This is a genomic window from Leuconostoc mesenteroides subsp. mesenteroides (genome assembly GCA_009676745.1).
Classification (GTDB): Bacteria; Bacillota; Bacilli; order Lactobacillales; family Lactobacillaceae; genus Leuconostoc; species Leuconostoc koreense.
On sequence record CP046062.1, the window covers coordinates 757,495 to 782,955 of the forward strand.

The following is a 25,461-nucleotide window of genomic DNA, read 5'->3' on the forward strand; positions in this document are numbered from 1 at the left end:
AGCTATGAGCACAGTAGAACAAATTGGTCAGCGCGCCAAATTGGTGACCGCTGATGTCGCTAATTTGTCAGTAGAAATCCGTAATCAAATATTATTGGATATGTCGTCAGCTTTGATAGTTAACTGGCAAAAAATTGTGACCGCTAATAAAAAAGATTTAGATGCAGCTACCCAACTATCAGGTCCGATGCGTAATCGATTGATGCTTGATCAGACAACAATTAGCAGTATCGCGGCATCGCTATCAGCGGTTGCTAAGTTGGCTGATCCTTTGGCAGGCCCTTATGACAGTTGGAAAAACCATACAGGATTCAAAATTATAAAAAAGACAGTACCACTAGGGGTTGTGGCTATGATATTTGAGGCACGCCCGAATGTGACTGTCGATGCAGCCGCATTAGCTTTTAAATCAGGTAATGCTGTCATTTTGCGCGGTGGTAAAGAAGCTATCGAGTCAAATATCATCTTAACGAGTATATTGCGTGATGTGCTACGTAAACATCATTTAAACCCAGATATAATACAATTAGTCACGGATACAACACACGAGTCTGTTAACATATTACTGAATATGCGTGACTATGTTGATGTATTAATTCCGCGTGGTTCAGGTCAGTTTATTGATTTTGTTGTAAAAAATGCAACAGTACCGGTTATTGAAACGGGTGCAGGGAATACACATATATTTGTGGACGAGAGTGCTAAGCAAGATGAAGCTATTCGTGTTATTCATAATGCTAAAACACAAAAGCCCGCAGTTTGTAATGCTGCCGAAAAGTTACTAATTCATGAGACAATTGCGGGTGAATTTTTACCAAAGATTGTCGATAATCTACTAGCTGCTGGTGTGGCGTTACGTGGCGACCAAAAAGCCTGCAGTATAGATGGTCGAATAAGTAGCGCAAATGCTGAAGATTGGGATACTGAGTATAATGATTTAATCATGGCTATCAAAATTGTTCACGATAACGATGAAGCAATTACCTGGATTAATGACCACACAACACATCACTCAGAAACAATTATTAGTGAGAATCTTAATCATGTTACTGATTTTATGAATACTGTTGATGCTGCTGTTGTTTACCAGAACGTTTCAAGCCGTTTTACTGATGGCTTTGAATTTGGATTTGGCGCAGAAATTGGTATCTCTACACAAAAGCTTCATGCACGTGGACCAATGGGACTAAGTGCGTTAACTACAATTAAGTATGAAGTATTTGGCGAAGGACAAATTAGAGAATAAACAAAGTGTTTTTGTCCAAAAAAATAATCCACGATACGGACAACTTATTTTGGTGTCGTATGGTGGATCATTTTTATGTTATTGAAGTACAGTGAGCATTAGATTTTGAAAATCTTGAACAAATCTTTTTGAATCAACTAAAACCGCAGCTTTACTAGTTGTTGGTGTTAAAAGTTTCTCTTTATCGCCGATTGTACGGCCATAATCACCACTCTCTTTATCGTATGTTACGCGCATAGCTAAGGCAATTGATGTAACATAGCTAGGATCAATTCCAACTGCAACGGCTAGTGGATCGTGGAGAGCAGCACCATTTTTATTGATGTTTAGGTTAGCGTAGGCATCAATATAGAAATCCATTAAGTCAGCAAATTTTTGTCCGGCTAAAGATCCTAGGGCACGCCATGCTGCAGTTTCTTTTTTCGTTAGCAGTGTGCGGAGGGTCACATCAAGGCCAACCATTGTTAAATTTTGTTGATGAACGAAAGCAAAGTCAGCTGCTTCAGGGTCTTGATGAATGTTTGCTTCAGTAAAAGGCGTTACGTTACCAGGTACAGTCAGAGCACCGCCCATTAACGTTGTATTACCAATCAAAGTAGCCACTTCATGATCTTTCTCAATAGCTGCTGCCAAATTAGTGAGAGGACCAGTTGGAATGAAAATTAAATTTTCTCTATATTGATGAGCAGATTCAATTAAAAAATCAACAGCTGACTGTGTTTCAACTTGTCTTGGTGCAGTTTCTAAAGTAATTTCACCTACGCCATTTTTACCATGAATCAGTTGCGAAATAGGCATAACTTCAAAACTGTTGGTTGTACTTGAATGACTAGCACCAATAAATACAGGAACATCATCGACACCAAGTAAATGTAATAAATTCAATGAATTTTGTGCAGCTGTTTCAACAAGTGTGTTACCATAACTAGAGATAATGCCAATTAAATCGACATTTGGATCAGCTACAGCGTAGGCGAGCGCTAGAGCATCATCCACGCCAGTATCTAGATCAAGAATCATTTTTTTAGTAGCCATAAATTATTATTGTGTGCAGACGCACATTTCCTCCAAATCGTAATATATATTAATTATAACGGACGAAAGCTATTTTTGTTTTAAATTAACGCAATGTTAGAATAACGTTGCAATAAAGTAAAATCGGAGAATATTCAAATGACAGAGTTATATGATGTAGCAATCATCGGGGGTGGCCCAGTTGGCATGTTTACAGCGTTCTATGCTGGATTACGTGATACGAAAGCAGTTTTAGTTGAAAGTTTAGCAACACTTGGCGGTCAAGTAACATCGTTATACCCTGAGAAAAAGATTCTTGATGTTGCTGGTTTCACAGGAATTAAAGGATCAGCATTGATTGATTCATTGGCTGAGCAAATGAAGTTATTTCCAGTTGATATCAAAACTTCAACAACTGTGACTAATGTGACGAAAACAGGCGACTTATTCACAGTGAGTAATGACAATGGTTTGTCGTTTCAAGCCAAAACCATCATCATTACAACTGGTAAGGGGTCTTTTGAACCACGCAAAATGCAGGTGTCGGGTGTTGATGAACTGCTTGACCAAGGAATTCACTATTTTGTAACGAATAAACATGATTTTGATAATCATGATGTAGCGATTGCTGGTGGTGGTGATTCTGCTATCGATATGGCTACGATGCTGAATGAATTTACCCATTCTACAAGAATTATTCACCGTCGGGACCAATTTCGTGCGATGGAGCAAAGTGTGAAACAACTGAATCAATCATCAGTTATCAAAGAAACACCAAAAAAAGTATCACAGATTGAAAAACAAAGTGATGGTAAATTAAAAATCACGCTAGCACAAGTGAAGAATGACCAGGTAACTAATGATATTTGTGTTGATGATTTAATTATTAATTATGGTTTTATTTCTGAAAATAAAACTGTGCATGGTTGGGATATACAACCAGAAAATAAAGGACAAGCATTTTCCGTCGATCAAACAATGCAGACAACGATACCCGGTGTTTTTGCTATTGGGGATGCTAGCCATTATGAAGGGAAAGCAGATTTAATTGCTGTTGGATTTGGTGAAGCACCAACGGCAGTGAATGCTGCAATTCAATTCTTTGATCCTCAGCGACGTGGTCCAGGGCATTCGAGCTCAATGGTTATTCAAGATGGTAAGCTGACATAAGTAAAAAAGTAGTAGATGAAGTATATCATCTACTACTTTTTTTAAGCTACTTAGCGGAATCTAAAATAGTTGCTTTTCCTGTAGCATAATCAATTTCAATACCTGGCTGTACGTTAAAAATCCAATAGTTTAAGTTCAAAGTTTTACCGTTATCTTCAACTGATTTAGCCATATAGTGAACACCACGAGCAAGGCGCTCATCGCCAACGTAAAGAGGTGTGACTTGTGCACGGACCGTAATAGTTGGGTTGTTTTGGATTGCATTACGAATATCATTTTCAGGGACGAGCTGACCTGGATAGGCATTTTCAACACGTGTGCCTGTAATCATGTTCTCTGTGACCATAGTGGGTAACCCGAAAAATTGATAGCCCACAATGTGAGATTTATTCCAAAGCGCTTGCATACCGTTACCCAATTTAACGTTAGGATTATCATGATAGCCACCAACCCACTTGGTACCATCATAGCGATCGTTGATAAACCAACCGGATGGGCGGACAGTGTAGGGAATACGATCTGGTCGTTTAGTAACTTTTGATATGGCTGACTTACTGGCCACGAAATTTCCTTGTTGTGAACGGCCTAACGAATCAAGGGCTGAGAGGCTTAGCCCATCAACTGGATTGAGCTTAGATGCTTGACTTGGAAAAGTTTCTTTCATTTGATCGTCTGTGAAAGTCGCTTTATTGTCGTTAATATGAACAATATCACCATCAAGCGTGCCATCCCATTTTAAGTTAAGTAGAGCTTGGTCAGACTGAGCAGTTACCGTTGGATGAGATGTTTCAATAGAAGTATGTGTCGATTGATAATTTTGCCACAAATAAAATCCAGCAACAACAACTAGAATCAGAAGGGATAATATCTTATTTTGTGGTTTACTTTTACGTCTATACGTGCGTTTTCGTGCCATGATTTTCTCTCTTTCAAGTTCTTATATCATAACATTTATGCTACACCAAAGCATCAACAAAGACGATGATAAAAATCAACGTTTTAATTCCCATTCAGCTTTGAACTGTTCGAGAAAGGACAACATAAATTGTTGACGACTATCAGATATTTGCCGAGCGGTATCTGTGTTTAGTTTATCTTGGATACGTAATAATTTTTCATAAAAATGATTAATTGTGGTACTCTTATCATTTCTATATTCTGTTTTATCTCTAGCAATACGTGGCGGAATCGTTGGATCATATAGTATGCGATTCTTAACGACACCATAGGTAATGGCTCGGGTAATAGCAATGGCGCCCATTGCTTCTAATCGATCAGCATCTTGCACGATTTGACCATTTAGTGTTAGTTGTTTAGCACCATCAAGAGATTTAGACCAAGACATATTGTCTATAATGTAAATTATCTCATCAATGGTTTTTGGTTCAACACCTATTGATAATAAAAATGAAATTGTTTGATTTTTTGCAGTAAGTACTGCATCATCGGTTTCATATAACTTATCATCATAGACATCATGCAAGAGAACAGTAGCGCGCACTATAAATGAATCGGCTTTGTCTTCGTGAACCAGAATTTTATTTGCCAGAGATAAAGTACGTTCAACGTGATCAGTGCTATGTCCAGTTTTATCTTGGCTAAGTATATCTTTCATGTAATGCTCAATTAGTGCTAACTTTTCCATTATTCATATTTCCTTAACTTTATTTTGATACTATATTTATAAGTTTAAACTATAGCAGTACTTTTAAGTTCAAAAAATACTGCGTTTCAAATAAAACCTTAAAAAATCAGCGTTGTTCTCTATGAAAACATATTAATTTTAGTTATAATTATTTTAATATAACTTTACCTCATACGGTAAAAGACACGCTCAAACGAACAATAAAGTTGGGCGTTTTAAAGAAAGAGGAAGACTCATATGTCAGAACCAAATAACATTTTGTTTAACACTGGAAATCACACGGATTCGGCTGTCATTTATGACAAGTTTTCAAAGGCAGAGCAACAATTTTCAGTGAAAAAGGATAAGACCTTTTATATTACCACACCAATTTATTATCCATCTGGTAAGTTACAATTGGGAAACACTTATACAACGGTACTCGCTGATGCAGCAGCACGTTACCACCGCTTGCTGGGTGAAGATGTTTATTTTTTAACAGGTACAGATGAACATGGATTAAAAATCCAACAAAAAGCCGAGGCTGCAGGTATATCTGAAATAGCTTTTCTTGATGGTATGGCGAAGCAAATTAAAGACTTGTGGAAGCTAATGGATATTTCATATGACGATTTTATCCGTACGACTGAAGACCGTCATGAAAAAGCAGTCGCTAAAATCTTTACGCAATTACTAGAAAATGGAGACATTTACAAAGGTGAGTATGAAGGTTGGTACTCTGTTTCTGATGAAGAGTACTTTACAGAATCTCAATTAGCCGAAGTCTATCATGATGATGCGGGCAAAGTAATTGGTGGTAAAGCACCATCAGGACACGAAGTAGAACTTGTTAAAGAAGAAGCCTACTTCTTCAAGATGAGTAAATATGCTGATTGGTTATTGGATTATTACAAAACACATCCAGAGTTTATTCAGCCAGAAGCACGAATGAACGAGATGATTAATAATTTTATTGCACCAGGTCTGGAAGATTTGGCAGTGACACGTACATCATTTAACTGGGGTATTTCAGTACCAGGAGATGAAAAACATGTCATTTACGTTTGGATTGACGCATTAGCTAATTATATTACTGCTCTAGGTTATAATTCGGACGACACAACCTTATTTGATAAGTTTTGGCCCGCAAATGTTCAACTTGTTGGAAAAGAAATTGTTCGTTTCCATACTATTTATTGGCCAATTATGTTGCATGCATTGGGATTAGAGTTGCCTAAATCAGTGGTTGGTCATGGCTGGCTTGTGATGAAAGACGGTAAGATGTCTAAATCAAAGGGTAATGTAATTTATCCTGAAGTGCTTGAAAAACGTTATGGTCTAGATGCGGTTCGCTATTATTTGTTGCGTTCAATGCCATTTGGTAATGATGGTGTATTTACACCTGAAGATTTTGTGGCACGTGTTAACTATGATTTAGCTAATGACTTAGGTAATTTGTTGAATCGTACGGTGGCCATGATTAATAAATATGTGGATGGGGTTATTCCCGAACTACTAACAGGCAAGACTGCTTTTGATGAAGACTTGGTTCGAACTGTAGAAGATGCCATAGTTGAATACAACAAAAACTTTAAAGAATTACGTACTGCTGATGCACTTGAAAATGTTTGGAAAATCATCCGTCGTGCAAATAAGTATATTGATGAGACACAGCCATGGGTGCTAGCAAAAGATGAAAATGAAAAGGAAGTTTTGTCTAGCGTAATGGCGCACTTGGCTGGTGCATTAAGAGTTACTGCTGTTTTGTTACAGCCAGTATTAACGCAAGCACCAAAGAAGATTTTTGATCAATTGGGATTGGATTATTCTGACAAAGGTGTTGCTATTGCAGGTTTGACATTCAGTAAGTTACCAACTGGTGGTCATGTTGCCAAGAAAGGTGAACCAATTTTCCCACGCCAAGATGTTGAGGAAGAAGTTGCCTTTATTTCAGGTTTGGTTTCAAAAGATACAAAAGGCAAAGGACGTGCGGTTAAAGAGGCAGCAAAAGAAGCGGCTCATGTAGCGCCAACTAAGGATTTGATTACTTATGACGATTTCGATAAAGTTGAAATCTTAGCTGCTAAAATTACGGCAGGAGAAATTGTTGCTAAATCTGAGAAATTATTAAAGTTTACACTTGATGATGGATCAGGGAAACCACGCCAAATTTTGTCGGGTATTCGGAAATGGTATGCAGATCCTGCTGCTTTGGTAGGTAAAACGGTAGCTATTGTTGCTAACATGAAGCCAAGAAAAATGGCTGGTGAACTTTCTGAGGGGATGATTTTGTCTGCTGAGAAGAACGATATTGTTACTGTAACGATATTGCCAGATTCAATTGAACCAGGTTCAGGAATCGAATAATCAAAGAGCAGCTCTTCGGAGCTGCTTTTTTCTTTGATGTAATGAAAAATCTTTGTTCAAAATATAATATTTTTAACAACTATGATAACTCCTAAAGGCATTCAAATGAGAAAAAAATAGAATGTAAGCCTGTTAATGTGATTTATTGATCATATTAGATCATTAGATTAACTCAGAAGTCATGCTATAAATTTTAAAACTAATGGGCGTACTAGCTACACTCATGTTAAGAAAAAAACAAAATGATATATTAAACAGCTACACTCGCTCAAAAATGCACTTTGTGCTATAATAATGGTGTTGACTAAAGTCAAAAATTTTTGGAGGATCTAAAACACATGACTGTTAAGATTGGTATTAACGGATTTGGACGTATTGGTCGTTTGGCCTTCCGTCGTATTCTTGAGTTGTCAGACAAGGCTTCAGATATTGAAGTTGTTGCTATCAACGATTTGACAAGCCCAGACATGTTGGCATACTTGCTTAAGTATGATTCAATTCATGGTACTTTGAACGCTGAGGTTTCATCAGACGACACAGGTATTATTGTTAATGGTAAGCACTATGCTGTTTACTCAGAACGTAACGCTGCTGACTTGAAGTGGGTTGCTAACGATGGTGTTGATTACGTATTGGAAGCTACTGGTTTCTATACTTCAGCAGAAAAGTCACAAGCTCACTTGGATGCAGGTGCCAAGAAGGTATTGGTTTCAGCTCCAGCCGGTGCAGTTCCTACAGTTGTCTACGGTGTTAACCAAGACATCTTGACTGCAGACGACAAGATCGTTTCTGCTGGTTCATGCACAACGCAATCATTGGCTCCAATTGCTAACGTATTGGAACAAGAATTTGGTGTTAAGACTGGATTGATGTTGACAGTGCACGCTTACACAGCTTCACAAAGTTTGCAAGATGGTCCTAAGTCAGCTAAGTTCGCAAAGCGTCAAGCTAACCGTGATGCAGCTTCAAACTCATTGCCACACTCATCTGGTGCCGCTAAGGCTATTGGCATGGTTGTTCCTTCATTGGATGGTAAGTTGACTGGTTCAGCTATCCGTGTTCCTGTTCCTGATGGTTCAATTACTGAATTGACTGCAGTCTTGAAGAAGGACGTTACAGTTGAAGAAGTTAACGCAGCTATGAAGAAGTACGAATCAGATTCATTTGGTTACAATGGTGACGGATTGGTATCTACTGATATCATCAATGATACACATGGTACTGTCTTCGATCCAACACAAACTGAAGTTGTTGCTGGTGAAGGACAACAATTGGTTAAAGTTGCTGCTTGGTACGACAACGAATACGGTTTCACTTCAAACATGATCCGTACATTGTTGCATTTCGCTACTTTGTAAGATAGATTATTCTGTTTTACCTCTTAGTGTATTAAATCATAATATTTAGAAAGCACACTTCGGTGTGTTTTTTTTATTGTAAATTATTCTGTTATGTATATTTTCTGAAAGGGGGTAAGTAAATCTTAAATAAATGGTTATGTATGGGTACTTATAGTAAAAAATATGATATACTTTATTCAAATATCGAACAGGAGTTCTATTTGTGAAAATTGCATTTTCGTCTGATAATCATTTTGATTTAAATAAAATTAATGTTGAACGTGCTATGCGGGCACAAGCACTCTATTTGTTGAACAAAAATGTGAACGTTTACGTGATTGCCGGTGATTTGTTTAATGACTTTAAGCAATCTTTAGCATTTGCTCGCAATATGCAAGACCTAGTAAAAAACAAATTGACCATTCGTTTTTTGGCTGGGAATCATGATATGGGTAAAAATGTTACATATGAAGAGCTTGAAAGTGATATCGACGAGTTGTATTTTCATAACAAGTATATTGACTTAACTGATGATATCCGACTTATTGGTAATAATGGTTGGTATGATTATAGTTTTGTCGGTAATGACTATACAGAAAAAGAAATTCAATCGTTTAAAAATAGCCTTTGGTATGACCGACGTATTAAACAACCAATAACTGATAAAGAGCGTTTTAATATTAACCTAAAACAAATTAAGGATCAGTTGTTGGCTGCGGGTAATAAACAGACTATAGTTGTGAGCCATTTTGTACCACGTGAAGATTATATTAAGCGCTTTCCAAATGGGAACACACGATTGGATATAGCAAATGCCTTCCTTGGTAGTTCGAGAATTGGTCAAGCTGTTGATCAATCATATACTATCGCAACAATTACAGGACATTTACATTTACATCCCGCACCGTTAAAATTCGGTAACAATGTTTATTATAATGCTGCTGTAGGATATAGTACTGAACGTGTTCACGAATGGGCAAGTGACGATTTTCTAACAGAATGGCAAAAAAGACTAGTTGTACTTGAATTTTAAAACACCGAAAAGGTGTTTTTTATTTATTAAGGAAACACTACGATTTTAGAATACTTTGACAATCGAAATAAATTATGATAATATTTTGACTATCAGATATTTCGATTATCAAAGTATTTAAAAAAGGAATCAATCATGCCAGTTCTTACAACAACAGAAATTATGGATCTAATTCCCAATCGTTATCCTATTCTTTATATGGATTATGTGGAAGAAATGGTCCCAGATGAATCAATAGTCGCTGTCAAAAACGTAACCATTAACGAACAGTTTTTTCAAGGACATTTTCCTGGTAATCCAGTGATGCCAGGTGTTTTAATCATTGAGTCACTAGCTCAGGCAGCATCGATTTTGATTTTGTCATCACCTCAATTTCAAGGTAAGACAGCTTACATGACAGGAATTGACAACGCTAAATTTAAGAGAATGGTTAAGCCAGGCGATGTATTGAAATTACATGTCACATTTGGTAAGCTACGTGCTAACATGGGTAGTGTGTTAGTTGAAGCCAAAGTCGATGGTAAAACAGCTACATCAGCCGAGTTGATGTTTGTTGTGGCGCCAGATGAAAAAGATGAATGAAGCAATTACAACTGACTTTGAACAAATAAATACTGAACTGGTTAGTGTATTTAATAATGTCATGTGGATAGAAGAAACTACTCTAAAGCGGAGTTACTTCTCTGATATAACCTTAAAAGACATGCACACCATTGAGGCTATTTCAATGTATGATGAAAAAAGCGCTTCACAGGTAGCCAAGATTATTCATTTGACACCAAGTTCGATGACAGCGGCCATCGATAAGTTGGTTGAAAAAGGATATGTTGAGCGACGCCGTTCTAGTAAAGATAGGCGTGTGGTACGATTAGGATTAACGCATAAGGGCCGTGTTGTTTACCGTGCTCATCAAGCATTCCACAGGGATTTAACACATAATCTGGTAAAAAATATGTCACCAAAAGACGTGAGCGTTGTCAAGCAAGCGATCCATAATTTGGTTAGCTATTTAGCACAGATAATTAATCATTAAAGAGGGGAATTATGGAACAATTGAAAATCGTTGCTTCAGCACGTCAAATTCCAAGTCGACAAGTGACGAATCAAGAGCTCAGTACAATGATGGAAACTGATGATGAATGGATCTATACTCGAACCGGGATTCACCAGCGTAACATCGTGACAACAGAAAATACTAGTGATTTGGCTAGTGAAGTGGCAAAGAAAATATTGGCAAAAAGTGGTGTTTCAGCAGAAAGTATTGATTTTATCATTGTTAGTACAATGTCACCGGACAGCCTATCACCAAGCACAGCAGCAATTGTTCAGGGGAACATTGGTGCTACTAATGCGTTCGCGTTTGATTTGAGCGCAGCTTGCTCTGGTTTTGTTTATGGATTGAGTGTCGCTTCAAGTCTGTTAATGTCACGCTATCAACGTGGATTAATTATCGGTGCAGAAGTGCTATCAAAATTAGTTGATTGGAATGACCGAACTACAGCAGTTTTGTTTGGTGATGGTGCCGCAGGGGTACTTGTGGAACGAACACAGGATAATGTTGGACTTTTAGGCGAAGAGCTGAGAACTTTTGGTGCAAAAGGTGACAATTTGATAGCTGGTAGGTTTGCCAATACAAACCCATTTTCAGAAGATATTAGTCCACTAGACCCTTATTTTCATCAAAATGGTCGGGAAGTGTACAGTTTTGCAACTCGCGAAGTGCCCGAAGCCCTTCAAGCAGCTTTAGAGGCAGCTCAAGTTACGGCTGATGATGTTGATTATTATTTGCTACATCAGGCAAACTCACGTATTGTATCTTCCATTGCTAAACGGTTTGGGCAGCCCATGTCCAAGTTCCCAACTAATATGGCTTCAAATGGGAACACTAGTGCAGCAAGTATCGGTATTTTATTAGATGAATTGATAGAGTCTAATAAAATTCATGCTGGTCAAACTGTTGCCTTTGCTGGTTTTGGTGGTGGCTTAACGGTCGGCGCACAAATTTGGAAAATTTAAATCTATCGGTGTAGTCGGCTGCACCGTAAAAATCTAACGAAAATACATAAAACAGATTTTAGGAGAAAAACACTCATGACAGACGCAGAAATTTTTGACAAGACAAAAGAAATTTTGGTTGATCAATTTGACTTAGAAGAAAATGAAGTTTCATTAACAACAGACTTAACAAATGACATTGACGCCGATTCATTGGACTTGTTTGAAGTTTTGAACCGTGTTGAAGATGATTTCGATATTAAGTTGGCTGTTGCTGAAGATATCAAGACTGTTCAAGACTTAGTTGATAAGATTAAAGAACAATTAGCAGCATAATTTAGGTGACATTTTGTCACGTACATAACATAATTTTTGAGGATGAAGAACATGACAGTTAAAACGATGAACCCTATTTTTGAAAAATTAGGCATGAAATACCCAATTATTGAAGGTGGGATGACATGGGCTGGAACAGGTGCGTTGGCAGCTGCTATTTCAGAGGCTGGTGGGCTTGGCTTTATCGGCACAGGTTATTGGCATGGTGATGATGTTCGTAAAGAAATCAGACGTGCAAAAGCTTTGACAGATAAGCCTTTTGGCGTTAATGTCATGTTATTAAGTCGTCATATTCGAGAAGTTTTTGATGTTATTATCGAAGAAAAAGTTGCTGTAGTTGCAACTGGAGCAGGAGACCCATCGCCTTTTTTGGATGAGTTACATGCTGCTGGTATTATAGTAATGCCTGTCGTTCCCTCGGTTTCATTAGCGCGTATGATGGAAAAGAAAGGTGTTGACGCCGTTATTGCTGAAGGTATGGAGTCAGGTGGGCATATTGGTATGCTGACTACGATGACATTAGTACCGCAAGTAGCCGATGCAGTTGATATTCCAGTAATTGCCGCCGGAGGTATTGGGGATGGGCGTGGTGTCGCAGCTGCGTTTATGCTTGGTGCCGCTGGTGCACAAATGGGTACAAGGTTCTTGACAGCTACTGAATCAGAAGTTCATCCTAATTTTAAGTCAAAAATACTTAAAGCTAAAGATATTGATACCATTGTTACGGGTAATTTACTTGGTAATCGTGCACGTGTTTTGAAAAATAAAATGGCAAAGGCATTTGTCAAAAATGAAGTAAACGAATTACAAAAAGAGAAGCCAGATGCTGCAGCCATTGAAAAACTTGAATCTGGTACCTTGCGTCGTGCTGTTCAAGAAGGTGATAAAGAAGGCGGTGCATTTATGGCCGGTCAAATTTCTGGCTTGATTAAGGATGAGAAGCCTGCAGCTGATATCTTGTCTGATATTTGGGCGCAAGCCACTGACTTAATGGGTTTTGAAAACACAACATTATAAGTAAAGAATCCGCTTGATTTTGGGTGTCGTTATTTATATATAGTATATGGGGTTTAACATGAAAATTGGATTATTGTTCAGTGGGCAAGGCGCACAGCAAGCTGGCATGGGTACAGATTTATATGAAGCACTTCCTGAGTATAAAGCAACAATCGACCGAGCTTCTGAAATTTTAGGATATGATTTATCTGACGTGATGAAAGATGCTGATAAAATTGCACAAACGCAATATGCACAACCTGCTATCGTATCTATGAGTAATGCTATTGTGAATGCTGTGGGGAGTGCTTTGCAGCATCCGGTCGCTGCTCTAGGATTGAGTTTAGGCGAGTATTCCGCGCTGACTGCAGCTGGAGCAATGGATTTTGAACAAGCTGTTGCTATTATCAAAGATCGTGGGCAATATATGCAAACAGTTGGAGACGCAAATCCTGGTAAGATGGCTGCAATTATGGGTGAGGATCAAGAGCTCATTGAATCCGTTTTAGCACAATTGCAGGCCAAAGGAAAGCAAGTTTTCCCAGCAAACTATAATACGTTTGCTCAACTGGTTATTGGCGGAATTGCTGCTGATGTTGATGAGGCTACAGAAGCATTGAAAGCGGCTGGTATCAAACGTACAATTGATTTGCCAGTTTCTGGTGCATTTCACACACCATTATTGAAAGATGCTGCTGTTCAATTATCGGAGCGATTGTCAACTGAAGAATTTGAAGATGTGAAATATCCTGTTTATTCCAATACAACGAGTGAACCGTTTATTAGCACGGATCTCCATGAAACATTGACTAAACAAATTGTATCGCCAACATATTTTGCGCAAGCGATGAGAAAAATGTTAGATGCAGGTGTTGATACTTTTATTGAAGTTGGCCCTTCAGATACATTGATTAAGTTTGCTAAGAAAATTGCTCCTAAGGATGTGAAAAGATACGCTATTAAGGATTTAGAAAGCTTTAATGAAGTAAAAGAACTGCTCACAGCAGAAGAGGTATAACATGGCAAATTTTACAGACAAAACTGTTTTAGTAACAGGATCATCACGTGGTATAGGACTCGCGATTGCGAAGGCATTTGATGCTGCAGGAGCAAATGTTATTTTACATGCACGTTCAGAAATTAGTCCGGCAACTTTGGCGGAGTTTAAGTCAGAACCAAAAACATTACAGTTTGATATTGCTGATGCGGAAGCAGCCGAAGCGAGTTTAAAAGCATTATACAAGGAAGAAAACTTTTCAGGCATTGACATATTAATTAATAATGCTGGTATTACGAAGGATCAGCTGGCTATTGCAATGACCCCAGCAGATTTTGCACAGGTTGTTAACGTCAACTTAAATGGTACTTTTAATGTGACACAACCTGTATTTAAAAAGATGATTCGCCAAAAGCATGGTGCGATTATTAATCTAGCCTCTGTTGTTGGATTGATGGGTAATATGGGTCAAGCAAATTACTCTGCATCAAAAGCTGGTTTGGTCGGCTTGACGAAGACTCTAGCTAAAGAAGGTGCGCGTCGCCATATCCGAGTAAATGCGATTGCCCCCGGTATGATTGTTTCAGATATGACAGGGGCTTTGCCAGAAAAGACGCAAGAAGAGATTCTAAAAAATATTCCATTATCTCGTTTTGGTGAAGCTTCGGAAATTGCAGATGTAGCATTATTCTTGGCAGGTAATGATTATATTACAGGTCAAACAATTACAGTTGATGGTGGGTTATACATTTAATGCTTAATGTATTAATGTTAAAGCACTGAGAACATGAAGAAAGGAAATGCGTCCTCGGATATCTGATTTAAATTCATTAATATGATGTTTTTAATCAGTGTCCGTCCACGCTCTTAATATTATGACACGCGTAGTAATTACAGGACTTGGCGCAGTAACGCCATTAGGAAACGATACACAGTCTTTCTTGGACGGTATTTTCAATGAGAAAATTGGTATTAAACCAATTACAAAGTTTGACGCATCAGAGACAGGAATCACCGTAGCAGGGCAGGTTGATGGTTTTGATCCTGCAGCTCGTGTTGGTAAGCGTGATGCACGTAAGATGGATTTGTTTTCACAATATGCGATTGATGCTGCGGATCAAGCGTTGACAAATGCAGGTTTAAAGGCAGAAGAAGGTGCTGAAGTACCAACCACTGTTGCTGATCCTACTCGCTTCGGTGTGATTTTGGGTAATGGTATTGGTGGTTTGACTACTATCCAAGAGCAAGTAATAAAGATGCACGATAAGGGACCGCAACGTGTTAGTCCATTGTTTGTTCCTGAATCAATTCCCAACATGGTATCAGGGAATGTTTCATTACGTTTTGGTGCAAAGGGTATTAATTCAACAATCGTTACAGCTTGTGCTTCAGCAACAAATGCGATTGGTGAAGCTTTCTGGCGTATTCAATCTGGTAAAGCCGATGTCATGTTAACCGGTGGTTCAGAAGCAACAGTTAATGAAATTGGTATTGCTGGATTCGCAGCCCTAACTGCATTATCTAAGGAAGAAGATCCAACGCAAGCCTCAAAGCCTTTTGATAAGAATCGCCATGGATTTGTTTTGGGCGAAGGTTCAGGAATTTTGGTTATTGAAAGTCTAGAACATGCACAAGCACGTGGTGCGCATATTCTTGCTGAATTAGTTGGTTATGGTGCATCATCCGATGCATATCACATGACATCGCCATCTCCAGATGGTGAAGGTGCCGCGCGTGCAATTCGTGATGCATTGAACGATGCTAATTTGGAAGCAAATCAAATTTCATATATTAATGCTCATGGAACAGCGACAGGAGCAAATGATTCGGGTGAAGCGCATGCTATTGCTACCGTGTTTGGAGAAAATACAGTACCTGTTTCGTCAACAAAAGGAATGACTGGTCATTTGCTGGGTGCCGCTGGCGCTATCGAAGCTTTGGTCTCTGTAGGTTCATTGACACGCGGTCAATTACCGGTAAACGTTGGTATTGATGAACAAGATGAAGATACTAAGGTTGTTAATTTAGTTGATCAAGAAAATAAGCATCAGGCACCTGAATATGTCATGAGTGCTAACTATGGGTTTGGTGGTCACAATGCTGTCATTGTATTTAAGAAATGGCACGAAGGAGTGTAATTGATGAGTTTAAATATTGAGGAAATTCGTGGATTGATTGCTGATCTAGAAAACAGTTCTTTACGCGAATTCAAAGTTATTGATGGCGAATTCAGTTTACATTTATCAAAGAACAAAAGTGAATCAGTCGTGAACACGCCAGTTCAAACACAGGCCACTGTTCCCAACGCTATTGCACCGGAGCAAACACAAGTAGCAGCAGAATCCGAAGAGCCTAAAGCAGGAACAGAGATTGTTGCGCCTATGGTTGGAACAGTATATTTGCAACCAAAACCTGATGCACCAATGTTTAAACAAGTTGGTGACAAAGTTTCAGTCGGGGAAACGGTTGCTGTGATTGAAGCGATGAAATTAATGACAGAAATTCATAGTGAAGTCAGCGGAACAGTAGCTGAAATACTAGTTGCTAACGAAGAAGTAGTGGACTACAATAAGCCACTCTATAGAATAACAACAGATTAATTATCATTTTAAGGTTTGTATTGGTATGAAACATAAATATCATACAAACGTACATAATACGTACTACGAAGGAGTCAAAATGTCGATTTTAAATACACAACAAATTCAAGAAATATTACCTCACCGTTATCCAATGCTTATGCTGGATACAGTGGAAGAATTAGTGCCAGGTGAGAGAGCAGTAGCAATTAAAAACATCAGTATCAATGAAGAAATTTTCCAAGGCCATTTTCCTGGAAATCCAACTTTTCCAGGCGCTTTGACTGTTGAGGCATTGGCTCAAACTGGTGCGGTTGCACTTTTATCTATGCCTGAATTTAAGGGTAAGACGGCTTACTTCGGAGGCATTAAAAAGGCGCGTTATCGTAGAATGGTTCGCCCAGGAGATCAGCTACGTTTAGAAGTTACTCTGGATCGCTTGCGTGGACCAATTGGTACTGGTAAAGGTATTGTTTGGGTTGGTGACAAGAAAGCGACAACAGCAGAATTGACGTTTATTATTGGAGACTAAAATGTTCAAAAAGGTTCTAGTGGCAAATCGTGGTGAAATCGCGGTGCGTATTATTCGGACATTGAGAGAAATGGGTATTGCATCAGTTGCTATTTATTCAACAGCTGATAAAGATAGCCTGCACGTTCAAATTGCTGATGAAGCAATTGCAGTTGGTGGTGTTAAGCCAACCGATTCATATTTAAATATGAAAAACATTCTGAGCGCGGCACTATTAACAGGTTCTGAAGCTATTCATCCAGGATACGGCTTTCTGTCAGAAAATGCTTTATTTGCTGAAATGGTTGGCGAAGTGGGCATTAAATGGATTGGGCCACGTCCAGAAACAATTGAACTAATGGGTAACAAGGCTAATGCTCGTGAAGAAATGCGTCAAGCAGGTGTTCCAGTTATTCCTGGGTCCGACGGTTTTATCCGTGATTTTTCTGAAGCCAAGCTTGTTGCTGATCGTATCGGATATCCTTTATTATTAAAAGCCGCTGCTGGTGGTGGTGGAAAAGGGATGCGTTTTGTTTATAGCGAAGATGAGTTAAGCGACAAATTTGATGATGCTCAAAACGAAGCGCGTCTGTCTGTCGGTGACGATCAGATGTACATTGAAAAAGTGATGGAGCATGTACGACACATTGAAATGCAGCTTTTGAGAGATGAAAATGGACATGTTGTCTATCTGCCAGAACGTGATTGCTCATTACAGCGTAAAAATCAAAAGGTATTGGAAGAGTCACCTGCGGTAGGGGTAACGCCTGAGATGCGTGCTTATTTAGGTAGCATTGTAACAAAAGCTGCGCAAGCAATCGGGTATGAAAATACTGGAACAATTGAATTTTTGCAAGACCATGAAGGTAATTTTTATTTCATGGAGATGAATACTCGTATTCAGGTTGAACACCCAGTCACTGAAATGGTAACCAATTTAGACTTAATTAGACTACAAATAGAGGTCGCCTCAGGGCAAGATTTACCTATAACACAGGACGATATTCAAGTTAATGGTCATTCCATCGAAGTACGTTTGACGGCGGAAAAACCTGAAAACAATTTTGCACCAAGTGCAGGAACGGTCGATCTTGTATTTCTACCTACTGGAGGACCCGGTGTTCGTATTGATTCTGCACTATTTGTGGGTGATAAAGTTCAGCCATTTTACGATTCAATGATTGGTAAATTAGTGGTTAAGGCAGATACTCGTGAACAAGCAGTTCAAAAAATTCATCGTATTGTTGATGAAACCGTTGTTCATGGTATTTCAACAAGTTTAAATTTCCAAAAAGCTTTATTGGAGGATTCACATGTTCAGCGTGGTGAATTTGATACACGCTATTTAGAAACTGAATTTTTACCACAGTGGACTCGGAGCTTATCAGAAGATGAATAACACAATGCCGCATGCGTTTGACGTGTGCGGTATTCTAGTAAATGGAGACATTTAATATGGACTTATACAACAATAAAAATAGCGATACATCAAAAATTAAAAGAGATGCTTCGGTTAATGACCGCATTCCTGATGGGCTTTTTCTAGCTTGCCCTTACTGTGGTGCACAAATGTACAACAAACAGCTTGGCAAGTATCGCGTGTGTGCAAATTGTGGTTATGGGTTCCGATTGCAGGCCCGAGAACGCGTTAATTTGTTGACTCAAAATTTTGAAGAAATAGATTCAGATATTCAAATGGATCACCCTGATTTTCCTGGTTACGCAGAAAAGTTGAAACGTGCACAATCTCAAACAGAATTAACAGAGTCAGTATTAACAGGTCTGGCAGATATTGAAGGCGAACAAGTGGCTTTGGGAATCATGGATTCTTATTTCATGATGGGGTCATTGGGTTCAATGACTGGTGAAAAAATCACTCGACTATTTGAATATGCTACGGCACATAAATTACCTGTTGTTATGTTTACGGCATCTGGTGGGGCGCGTATGCAAGAAGGAATTGATTCTTTGATGCAAATGGCTAAAGTTTCAGCCGCTGTTGCCGCTCATCAGGAAGCTAAGTTATTATATTTAGTTGTTCTAACTGACCCTACAACTGGTGGTGTAACGGCAAGTTTTGCTATGCAAGGTGACGTTACTTTAGCTGAACCACATGCACTTGTTGGTTTTGCTGGGGCAAGAGTCATTGAATCAACAATACATGAAAAATTACCAAAAGACTTTCAAAGAGTAGAGACATTATTGGAAAATGGCTTTGTAGATCAAATTGTACCTCGACCAGAATTAGCGAAATTGATTGCCAAAATTGTCAGATTACATACAGCGGAGGCCGAATAAATGCCCGATATTTTAAGTGGATTGAAATTATTTAAACGTGAATTAACACCAGCACAAGTGGTTAAGAAATCCCGCGAAGACCGTTTCATGGCTCGGGAAATTATTGATGGTATTTTTACAGATTTTGTCGAATTACATGGTGATCGTCTCGGTGGTGACGATATGTCTATCATCGGTGGTATTGCATTTTTAGAAAATCGACCTGTTACAGTGATTGTTGTTGACAAGGGCACAGACATTCATGACAAATTGAGTAAGCGCAATGGTTCGCCAGAACCATGGGGATATCGTAAAGCTCAACGTCTAATGCAACAAGCTAACCGATTTAATCGGCCAATTATCATGTTTGTCAATACGCCGGGTGCCTTTCCAGGTAAAGAAGCTGAAGCGCAAGGGCAGGGTGAGGCAATTGCAAAATCAATTCTAGAGTCAATGAAGTTAACCGTTCCAATGATTTCAATCATATATGGCGAGGGCGGCTCTGGTGGTGCACTTGCTCTGGCCACAGCTGATCAAGTTTGGATGTTCCAAAATGCAACCTATTCGATACTATCACCGGAAGGATTTGCATCTATACTTTGGAAAGATAGCAAACGTAGTGAAGAAGCAGCAGCTATTATGGGACTAACGGCTAAAGATCTCTTGGAGAAGAATATTATTGAGTATATTATTCCAGAATCACGTAATCATCCTCGGGTTTTCAACTTAATTCGGAAGCGTTTAAATGACGAGATACATACATTGAGTCAACTCACACCAGAAGAATTACTAAGGAAGCGACGTAACCGCTTTAGAGGATTCTAATGCAATAAATATGTTATAATGAAGTCTCCCATATAATGGGTAGATTTTAAACGGGTCTGTTTTTGGAATTCGACAGGTCGTTTAGAGCATTGATTGCGTTTCGCCATCCGGGCGTAAAACGGGCAGAAATTTTAACTGCAAAAAACGAAAACTCTTTCGCTATCGCTGCCTAAAAACCAGTGATGCGTAGCTTAATCTTGGTTGCTGGCGTCTGAGGTTAGGCCATAAAAGGCCAGATCGTGCTACTTTTTACATCTGGAAAAGTAGTACTAAATCCATCAGGTTAGTTGTGTTGGAGAGCCTTGAGCTATGGCGGACAACATAATGAACTATAAATAATAGCCCTATAAACGTAGATATTGATGTATCGGGCGATTTGGACAGGGGTTCGACTCCCCTCAGATCCATTTAGCATTTCATGGCGTTGCATAAGGTTTCAAAAACCTTGATGTAGCGCCTTTTTATATATAGAAAAGTACCAAAATCATTCATAAGTTCATAACGTGAAATGGCTGATGAATTTGGTTGTAGGAATCAAACGATAATAGTGCGGTAAACAGACTTTAAAGTGCTATTAATTATGCGCTTAAAGTATAGAAATGAACGCATTAAATTGAGCTAGCAACTTGTTTAAAGTATATATAAATTTATATGAAAGAGGGTAAGAATTAAATGTATGCAAAACGTTTTATACAGCTATTTATTATATTTCTACTAACGATATTTTTTTCCATGATGTTTGTTTTTTACTTTAAAATTGAAGGCTATTTGGCACAATCTCTTGTTTTATCATTAGTGGGTTACATTGTTTTAGTAATTCCGTTAACAATACTAACAGTTCTTAAGCAGCGAAAAAAGTTTAATCATGATTCAGGCAGTGGAAAAAGTAATAATGTATTTCAGAGTTCGTTGAACGACTTGGATAATATTATTACTCTTTCCACCATTTCTTCAAACAACATTTCTAGTTCTAGTATTATAACGTTTAAACAATCTAATGCTGACGAGAATGTTTTCTATTGTGTTACAGGAAAAGAGACGACACGTGTTAAAAATATTAAAGCAAACAATGCAGTATCCATCACTACTTGGTTTAACAAGAAGACCGGATCTAGGATAAGTTCAAACGCTGTTGTAGCTGTTATTATTGAGGAACAGGCAATAAGTCATGAAATCATAAAACATCCAGAAATAAAAAGCCTATCAGATGACTTTAGTAATAATGTCATTATTAAGTTGACAATTCGTTCTGCTTTAGTTGAATCCTTTCAGTCTAATCCGATTGTAGTTGATTTTGCTTAATTCCATAAGTTAATTGGAATAAAAATGCTCCCATGCTATATTTATCGCAGAGGAAGCATTTTTTTATATTTGATTGTTAAGTTAACACAGTTTTTACCGGCTTATCCCAAAGGCCTTTGGAAAAATTATCAATGAGTTGTGGTGGTAATACCAGTGATATTGTTTCTCCGTCATATGCAGACAACACACGATCGAAAAATCCAGCACCGTATCCCACTCGATAATTATCTGCTGTAAAGGCAACCCCAGGAACAATCATTAAATCAATATCATTTAAGTTGTGGGCAAGATTAACTTCTTGGTTAGGCTCCAAAATACCAAAGTTAGATTTACTTAATCTATTTTTATTATATTCGAACCAGAGTAAATCTTTTTTTGAGACTCTGGGAATTAATACTTTTTTACCGGACGCAATAGCTGTGTCTATTATTGGTTGAGTATTGAGTTCGTTTCCCATACTCATGGTTATTGCCACAGTTGAAGCACGTTGCCATAATTGATAACGAAATAATTGTTCGTACAATCCAGCTTCACGTTTGAGCTTATCGTTTGAGGGATAAGCATTTAATTTTTCCAAAGTATATTTTCTAATTTTTTGTTTTTCTGACAACATAAATTAATACCTCTTATGCATTCAAATATTATTCTGACAGTATTTTATCAACAATGTTTTGTAAATTTGGGACCACTTCTTTTTCAAACCATTGATTCTTCTTAAGCCATATATTATTTCTTGGTGAAGGATGAACGATAGGAAAATAATCGGGAAGATAATTTTGATAATTTCTAATAACGTCCGTGATTTTGTCTTTACTTTTAAGCTTTAAATAATATTTTTGAGAGTAAGACCCGACTAAAATAATCAACTTTACACTAGGCATCTTTTTTAATAAACGTGGATGCCACTTATCTGCAATACCTTTTCGGGGTGGCAAATCCCCCGATTTAGACTTTCCAGGGTAATAAAAATCCATTGGTATAACACCAATCATCCCGGAGTTATAAAATACATCCTTGCTGACACCTAACCATTCACGTAAACGATCGCCTGAAGCGTCATTCCACATAATACCTGTATTTTGAACTCGTAATCCAGGTGCTTGACCGATGATAACAATTTTAGCATTTATTGGTGCGTTGTAAATTGGTTTTAACCCGAGTCGGGTGAAATCTTTATTTGCAGCGTCTTGTTCAATTTCTTCAAAAATTCCCATGTCTTTTCTCCCTAACTCTATATTTAGTAATTAATTATAAACCTGTGATGATTTGATTCAAAAAATTAGTAGGCTATAAAATGGAAAATACTTTTTATTAAATTGATTGTAAACGAAATGAAATTCAAATACATAAGTGTTTGTCTAAACGTACACTGTTTAATAACAAAGATTATTTTCTTAAAAAGTCACTCAAAAAATCAGTTTAAAATAAGTACTGAAATTGATAGGTAGGTGGCGAATAGTAGCCATAATAAATATGGCACTAATAGTAATTTAATAGGTCGCTTATCTACGAATATAATAGCAACAACTAAAATATCCATTATCATAATCATTATTGTAGCTAACAAAAAATTTGAAAATGAAAAAAATACGACTGTCCAAAGTATATTTAATGCTAATTGAACATACATATAGGTATAGAGCTCATGTCGATTGCTTTTCACAAGGTTTAGGTTGGCACAATAAATCCCTAGTAAAATATAGAGCAGAATCCATGCGGGTCCAAAAAGCCATTTTGGTGGTGCCAGTGGTGGTAAATTAAACGTACCATAAATGTCACCTATTGACACACCACGAATCCATTCCACACTGAATGATGATAATGTGCCAAGAACTAAAATAATTATGGTAAAAGCGATAGCTTTAACAAAATTTTTTTTCACGTTCAAACTCCTTTTCTTTTTAATAGCATTAACGCATCCACTAACTATAGAGTACTAAAAATCTTATCAAGTTGCTTGTTTCTTGTCTTCAGTTGGCCAATAGACACTCTGGGTTTATTGTGAATTAACAAGGTGCTAATCATGTTATTAAAGGTACTGAATCCAAGGATTTAGTATCAAAAACAAACTTGGTAAATAGGGTGCAATGTGTAACCAAATAACTTTGCCATCTTTTTTATTTCTATCACACCGGCGAAACATATTACAATGCCAAGAAATGATGATCCTATTTTTGCATATAAATGGTTGCCGGTTATTACAGAAGTTGTCATTAAAGATATAAATATAAGCACACTAATTATTGCCATTAATATGCTAATGATGTTGTGTTTCATATTTCGCCTCTGTATTGATTTAGTTAACGAAAAAAATGTATAACATTGCTAGGCCAGCAACCGTGACAAAAGCAATATCTGAATTAAATTGTTTCTTCTCACTGTAACTTTGAAAACCGAAAACAATCATCATTAATGTCACAATCAGAGCGCCGTATTTTGTATAGTTGAATTGAAAGTGGGCATACTTCAGTAGTGACATTGACATCAAAGTCACTCCACCTATAATTTTCATTATCCTAAACGGTTGTGTTTTCGTGTTTTCATGTTTAATCCCCCAATTAGTTTCTAATCAATTCTAATTTCTCTTTTGTGTTGTCCGTAATAGGCGATAGAGCGTAATCTGTACTATCCATATCTATAGAATAAGTATTAGCATAATGACCACTATTAATCTTCAAATGATCATGATCGTCTAAAATAAAAGTACTTTTCGTAGTTTTGCTATTTTTTGTAATTGTAAGCATATTCTTACTAAAATGAACAGTACCTAGTGTTTTCTTATTAGATTTAGATTGTAGTTCCCAGTTATATTTTGCTAAAATTTGTTCTGTTGTCATCGAATGTGGCGCGGTTACGATTTTCGCACCTATAACAATTAAAATAACTACTGCAAAGATACCTATAACTTTCTTCATGAAAATATTCTCCCACTGTGCTTTTAACGTGGTTCTGCATGTATATTGGTATGCTATATGTTAATACATTATTAATGTATCGTCTAAAATAGATATGGTTTCTTGATTATTTAAAGTAATGAGCTCTACCTTGTTATGGTATTTGTCAAATATAGTGCTAGTTTCATTTTCAAAAGGCATGTCGAGATAGTGTGGTAAAATACTGAAATTAGTTATGCCAAGCCCAGTATATACATTTAAGTTAGGCGCAAAGCTAGCATCATCCATTTCTTTGACATACGTAATATCAGGGGATAGTATAATTGCACCGGCTGATTCACCAACATAGGGAGTTCCGGTATTTATTTTATTGATAAGTATTTGATCTAGTCCTTGCTCTTTTAGTTTATCTAAGAGATAGAAAGTATTGCCACCAGCCATGAAGATAATTTCTGCATTTTGTATCTTATTTTGTGATGTGATTTTATCCAAAGTAGAAATATCTAATTTATCAACCGTATAATTGAGATTTAATAAGGCTTCATAAGCTTCATCTATGTAACCAATGTATTCTTCAACTTTACTAGCTGTGTCAATAAATAAGATATTTTTACTTTTAATATTTTGATTGGTCATAAATTGATTAAACTGGTCAATTGTACCTGCGAAATAGGAAGTTAATAGAATATTTTTCATGTTGGATCTCCGGTTTGGTTTTTTTAATGGATTCTGTGTATACAGTTGCGACTTAATTTATCCGTTTTTGTTCAAGTCAAAGTCTGCTAGCATTGAAAGCATGAATCTCGGATTTAATATACAGACATCATACCAAACAAGAATATACATTAAAAGGTAACAAATATTAGGAAGATTAAGATTAAAACCGCTAAAAATAATAAACATAGTCTGTGTTTGCTATACAGTATATTGGCATAACTGGTAATCAAAATAGCAT

At 37.4% G+C, this 25,461-nt stretch carries 28 protein-coding genes and 1 other RNA gene; 20 read left to right on the plus strand and 9 right to left on the minus strand.

The window, feature by feature from the left end; translation table 11 throughout:
- The first annotated feature begins 4 nt into the window (after nt 1–4).
- Nucleotides 5–1,246, plus strand: a complete 1,242-nt coding sequence (locus GJV51_03895) for a glutamate-5-semialdehyde dehydrogenase (GenBank protein ID QGM25146.1) — start codon at nt 5–7, stop codon at nt 1,244–1,246.
- 78 nt (nt 1,247–1,324) lie between these two features.
- Here the strand turns inward: GJV51_03895 and GJV51_03900 are convergent, their stop codons facing one another.
- Nucleotides 1,325–2,281: a nucleoside hydrolase gene (locus tag GJV51_03900; protein ID QGM25147.1), complete on the minus strand. Its 957-nt coding sequence runs from the start codon at nt 2,279–2,281 to the stop codon at nt 1,325–1,327.
- Nucleotides 2,282–2,419: 138 nt separating this feature from the next.
- Here GJV51_03900 and GJV51_03905 point away from each other — a divergent pair, with 138 nt between their 5' ends.
- The gene (locus tag GJV51_03905) at nt 2,420–3,430 is read left to right on the plus strand and encodes a SidA/IucD/PvdA family monooxygenase (GenBank protein ID QGM25148.1); all 1,011 of its coding nucleotides are present in this window, start codon (nt 2,420–2,422) and stop codon (nt 3,428–3,430) included.
- 46 nt (nt 3,431–3,476) lie between these two features.
- Here GJV51_03905 and GJV51_03910 read toward each other — a convergent pair whose 3' ends face one another.
- Nucleotides 3,477–4,346, minus strand: a complete 870-nt coding sequence (locus GJV51_03910; GenBank protein QGM25149.1) for a DNA-entry nuclease — start codon at nt 4,344–4,346, stop codon at nt 3,477–3,479.
- Nucleotides 4,347–4,421: 75 nt separating this feature from the next.
- Nucleotides 4,422–5,075: an HD domain-containing protein gene (locus GJV51_03915; GenBank protein ID QGM25150.1), complete on the minus strand. Its 654-nt coding sequence runs from the start codon at nt 5,073–5,075 to the stop codon at nt 4,422–4,424.
- Nucleotides 5,076–5,312: 237 nt separating this feature from the next.
- On the opposite strand from GJV51_03915, the gene metG reads away from it, so the two are divergent.
- The 18 genes from metG to GJV51_04005 all read left to right on the plus strand — a co-directional run bounded on the left by metG (nt 5,313) and on the right by GJV51_04005 (nt 21,612).
- Complete coding sequence (gene metG, locus GJV51_03920) at nt 5,313–7,421, plus strand: methionine--tRNA ligase (GenBank protein QGM25151.1); 2,109 nt, start codon at nt 5,313–5,315, stop codon at nt 7,419–7,421.
- A gap of 338 nt (nt 7,422–7,759) precedes the next feature.
- Nucleotides 7,760–8,779, plus strand: a complete 1,020-nt coding sequence (gene gap, locus GJV51_03925) for a type I glyceraldehyde-3-phosphate dehydrogenase (protein ID QGM25152.1) — start codon at nt 7,760–7,762, stop codon at nt 8,777–8,779.
- 205 nt (nt 8,780–8,984) lie between these two features.
- The gene (locus GJV51_03930) at nt 8,985–9,794 is read left to right on the plus strand and encodes a phosphohydrolase (protein ID QGM25153.1); all 810 of its coding nucleotides are present in this window, start codon (nt 8,985–8,987) and stop codon (nt 9,792–9,794) included.
- Nucleotides 9,795–9,929: 135 nt separating this feature from the next.
- Nucleotides 9,930–10,376 (plus strand): 3-hydroxyacyl-ACP dehydratase FabZ, encoded by a 447-nt coding sequence (fabZ, locus tag GJV51_03935; GenBank protein QGM25154.1) that lies wholly within the window; start codon nt 9,930–9,932, stop codon nt 10,374–10,376.
- Entirely contained in the window at nt 10,369–10,827 is a 459-nt protein-coding gene (locus tag GJV51_03940) for a MarR family transcriptional regulator (protein ID QGM25155.1), read from the plus strand. The genes fabZ (GJV51_03935) and GJV51_03940 overlap by 8 nt, the downstream gene beginning before the upstream one ends.
- An 11-nt stretch (nt 10,828–10,838) precedes the next feature.
- A complete protein-coding gene (gene fabH / locus GJV51_03945; GenBank protein ID QGM25156.1) occupies nt 10,839–11,810 on the plus strand; it encodes a beta-ketoacyl-ACP synthase III in 972 nt (323 codons plus the stop codon).
- 75 nt (nt 11,811–11,885) lie between these two features.
- Nucleotides 11,886–12,125, plus strand: a complete 240-nt coding sequence (locus GJV51_03950) for an acyl carrier protein (protein ID QGM25157.1) — start codon at nt 11,886–11,888, stop codon at nt 12,123–12,125.
- Between the two features lie 51 nt (nt 12,126–12,176).
- Nucleotides 12,177–13,142 (plus strand): enoyl-[acyl-carrier-protein] reductase FabK, encoded by a 966-nt coding sequence (locus tag GJV51_03955; GenBank protein ID QGM25158.1) that lies wholly within the window; start codon nt 12,177–12,179, stop codon nt 13,140–13,142.
- Between the two features lie 58 nt (nt 13,143–13,200).
- Nucleotides 13,201–14,139 (plus strand): acyltransferase domain-containing protein, encoded by a 939-nt coding sequence (locus tag GJV51_03960; GenBank protein ID QGM25159.1) that lies wholly within the window; start codon nt 13,201–13,203, stop codon nt 14,137–14,139.
- 1 nt (nt 14,140) lies between these two features.
- The gene (locus GJV51_03965; GenBank protein QGM25160.1) at nt 14,141–14,872 is read left to right on the plus strand and encodes an SDR family oxidoreductase; all 732 of its coding nucleotides are present in this window, start codon (nt 14,141–14,143) and stop codon (nt 14,870–14,872) included.
- A gap of 121 nt (nt 14,873–14,993) precedes the next feature.
- Complete coding sequence (fabF, locus tag GJV51_03970) at nt 14,994–16,256, plus strand: beta-ketoacyl-ACP synthase II (GenBank protein QGM25161.1); 1,263 nt, start codon at nt 14,994–14,996, stop codon at nt 16,254–16,256.
- 3 nt (nt 16,257–16,259) lie between these two features.
- On the plus strand, nt 16,260–16,718 hold the full coding sequence (accB, locus tag GJV51_03975; protein ID QGM25162.1) for an acetyl-CoA carboxylase biotin carboxyl carrier protein: 459 nt from the start codon (nt 16,260–16,262) through the stop codon (nt 16,716–16,718).
- A gap of 79 nt (nt 16,719–16,797) precedes the next feature.
- Nucleotides 16,798–17,229, plus strand: a complete 432-nt coding sequence (gene fabZ, locus GJV51_03980) for a 3-hydroxyacyl-ACP dehydratase FabZ (protein QGM25163.1) — start codon at nt 16,798–16,800, stop codon at nt 17,227–17,229.
- 1 nt (nt 17,230) lies between these two features.
- Nucleotides 17,231–18,607 (plus strand): acetyl-CoA carboxylase biotin carboxylase subunit, encoded by a 1,377-nt coding sequence (gene accC, locus GJV51_03985; GenBank protein ID QGM25164.1) that lies wholly within the window; start codon nt 17,231–17,233, stop codon nt 18,605–18,607.
- Between the two features lie 56 nt (nt 18,608–18,663).
- Nucleotides 18,664–19,506 (plus strand): acetyl-CoA carboxylase, carboxyltransferase subunit beta, encoded by an 843-nt coding sequence (accD, locus tag GJV51_03990; protein QGM25165.1) that lies wholly within the window; start codon nt 18,664–18,666, stop codon nt 19,504–19,506.
- Complete coding sequence (locus GJV51_03995; protein QGM25166.1) at nt 19,507–20,310, plus strand: acetyl-CoA carboxylase carboxyl transferase subunit alpha; 804 nt, start codon at nt 19,507–19,509, stop codon at nt 20,308–20,310.
- Nucleotides 20,311–20,362: 52 nt separating this feature from the next.
- Nucleotides 20,363–20,720: a transfer-messenger RNA gene (ssrA, locus tag GJV51_04000) on the plus strand.
- A 262-nt stretch (nt 20,721–20,982) separates the two neighbouring features.
- Nucleotides 20,983–21,612 carry a pyridoxamine 5'-phosphate oxidase family protein gene (locus GJV51_04005; GenBank protein ID QGM25167.1) on the plus strand — a complete coding sequence of 210 codons (630 nt, stop codon included), beginning with the start codon at nt 20,983–20,985 and terminating at the stop codon, nt 21,610–21,612.
- 76 nt (nt 21,613–21,688) lie between these two features.
- On the opposite strand, the gene GJV51_04010 is transcribed toward GJV51_04005, so the two are convergent.
- The 6 genes from GJV51_04010 to GJV51_04035 all read right to left on the minus strand — a co-directional run bounded on the left by GJV51_04010 (nt 21,689) and on the right by GJV51_04035 (nt 25,202).
- Entirely contained in the window at nt 21,689–22,225 is a 537-nt protein-coding gene (locus GJV51_04010) for a 5-formyltetrahydrofolate cyclo-ligase (protein QGM25168.1), read from the minus strand.
- 28 nt (nt 22,226–22,253) lie between these two features.
- Entirely contained in the window at nt 22,254–22,826 is a 573-nt protein-coding gene (locus GJV51_04015) for a uracil-DNA glycosylase family protein (GenBank protein QGM25169.1), read from the minus strand.
- A gap of 200 nt (nt 22,827–23,026) precedes the next feature.
- Nucleotides 23,027–23,494: a tryptophan-rich sensory protein gene (locus tag GJV51_04020; protein QGM25170.1), complete on the minus strand. Its 468-nt coding sequence runs from the start codon at nt 23,492–23,494 to the stop codon at nt 23,027–23,029.
- Between the two features lie 414 nt (nt 23,495–23,908).
- Nucleotides 23,909–24,124: a hypothetical protein gene (locus GJV51_04025; GenBank protein QGM25171.1), complete on the minus strand. Its 216-nt coding sequence runs from the start codon at nt 24,122–24,124 to the stop codon at nt 23,909–23,911.
- Between the two features lie 46 nt (nt 24,125–24,170).
- Nucleotides 24,171–24,527: a hypothetical protein gene (locus tag GJV51_04030; protein ID QGM25172.1), complete on the minus strand. Its 357-nt coding sequence runs from the start codon at nt 24,525–24,527 to the stop codon at nt 24,171–24,173.
- Between the two features lie 60 nt (nt 24,528–24,587).
- Nucleotides 24,588–25,202, minus strand: coding sequence for a peptidase E (locus GJV51_04035; protein ID QGM25173.1), 615 nt, complete (start codon nt 25,200–25,202; stop codon nt 24,588–24,590).
- Nucleotides 25,203–25,461: the final 259 nt, after the last annotated feature.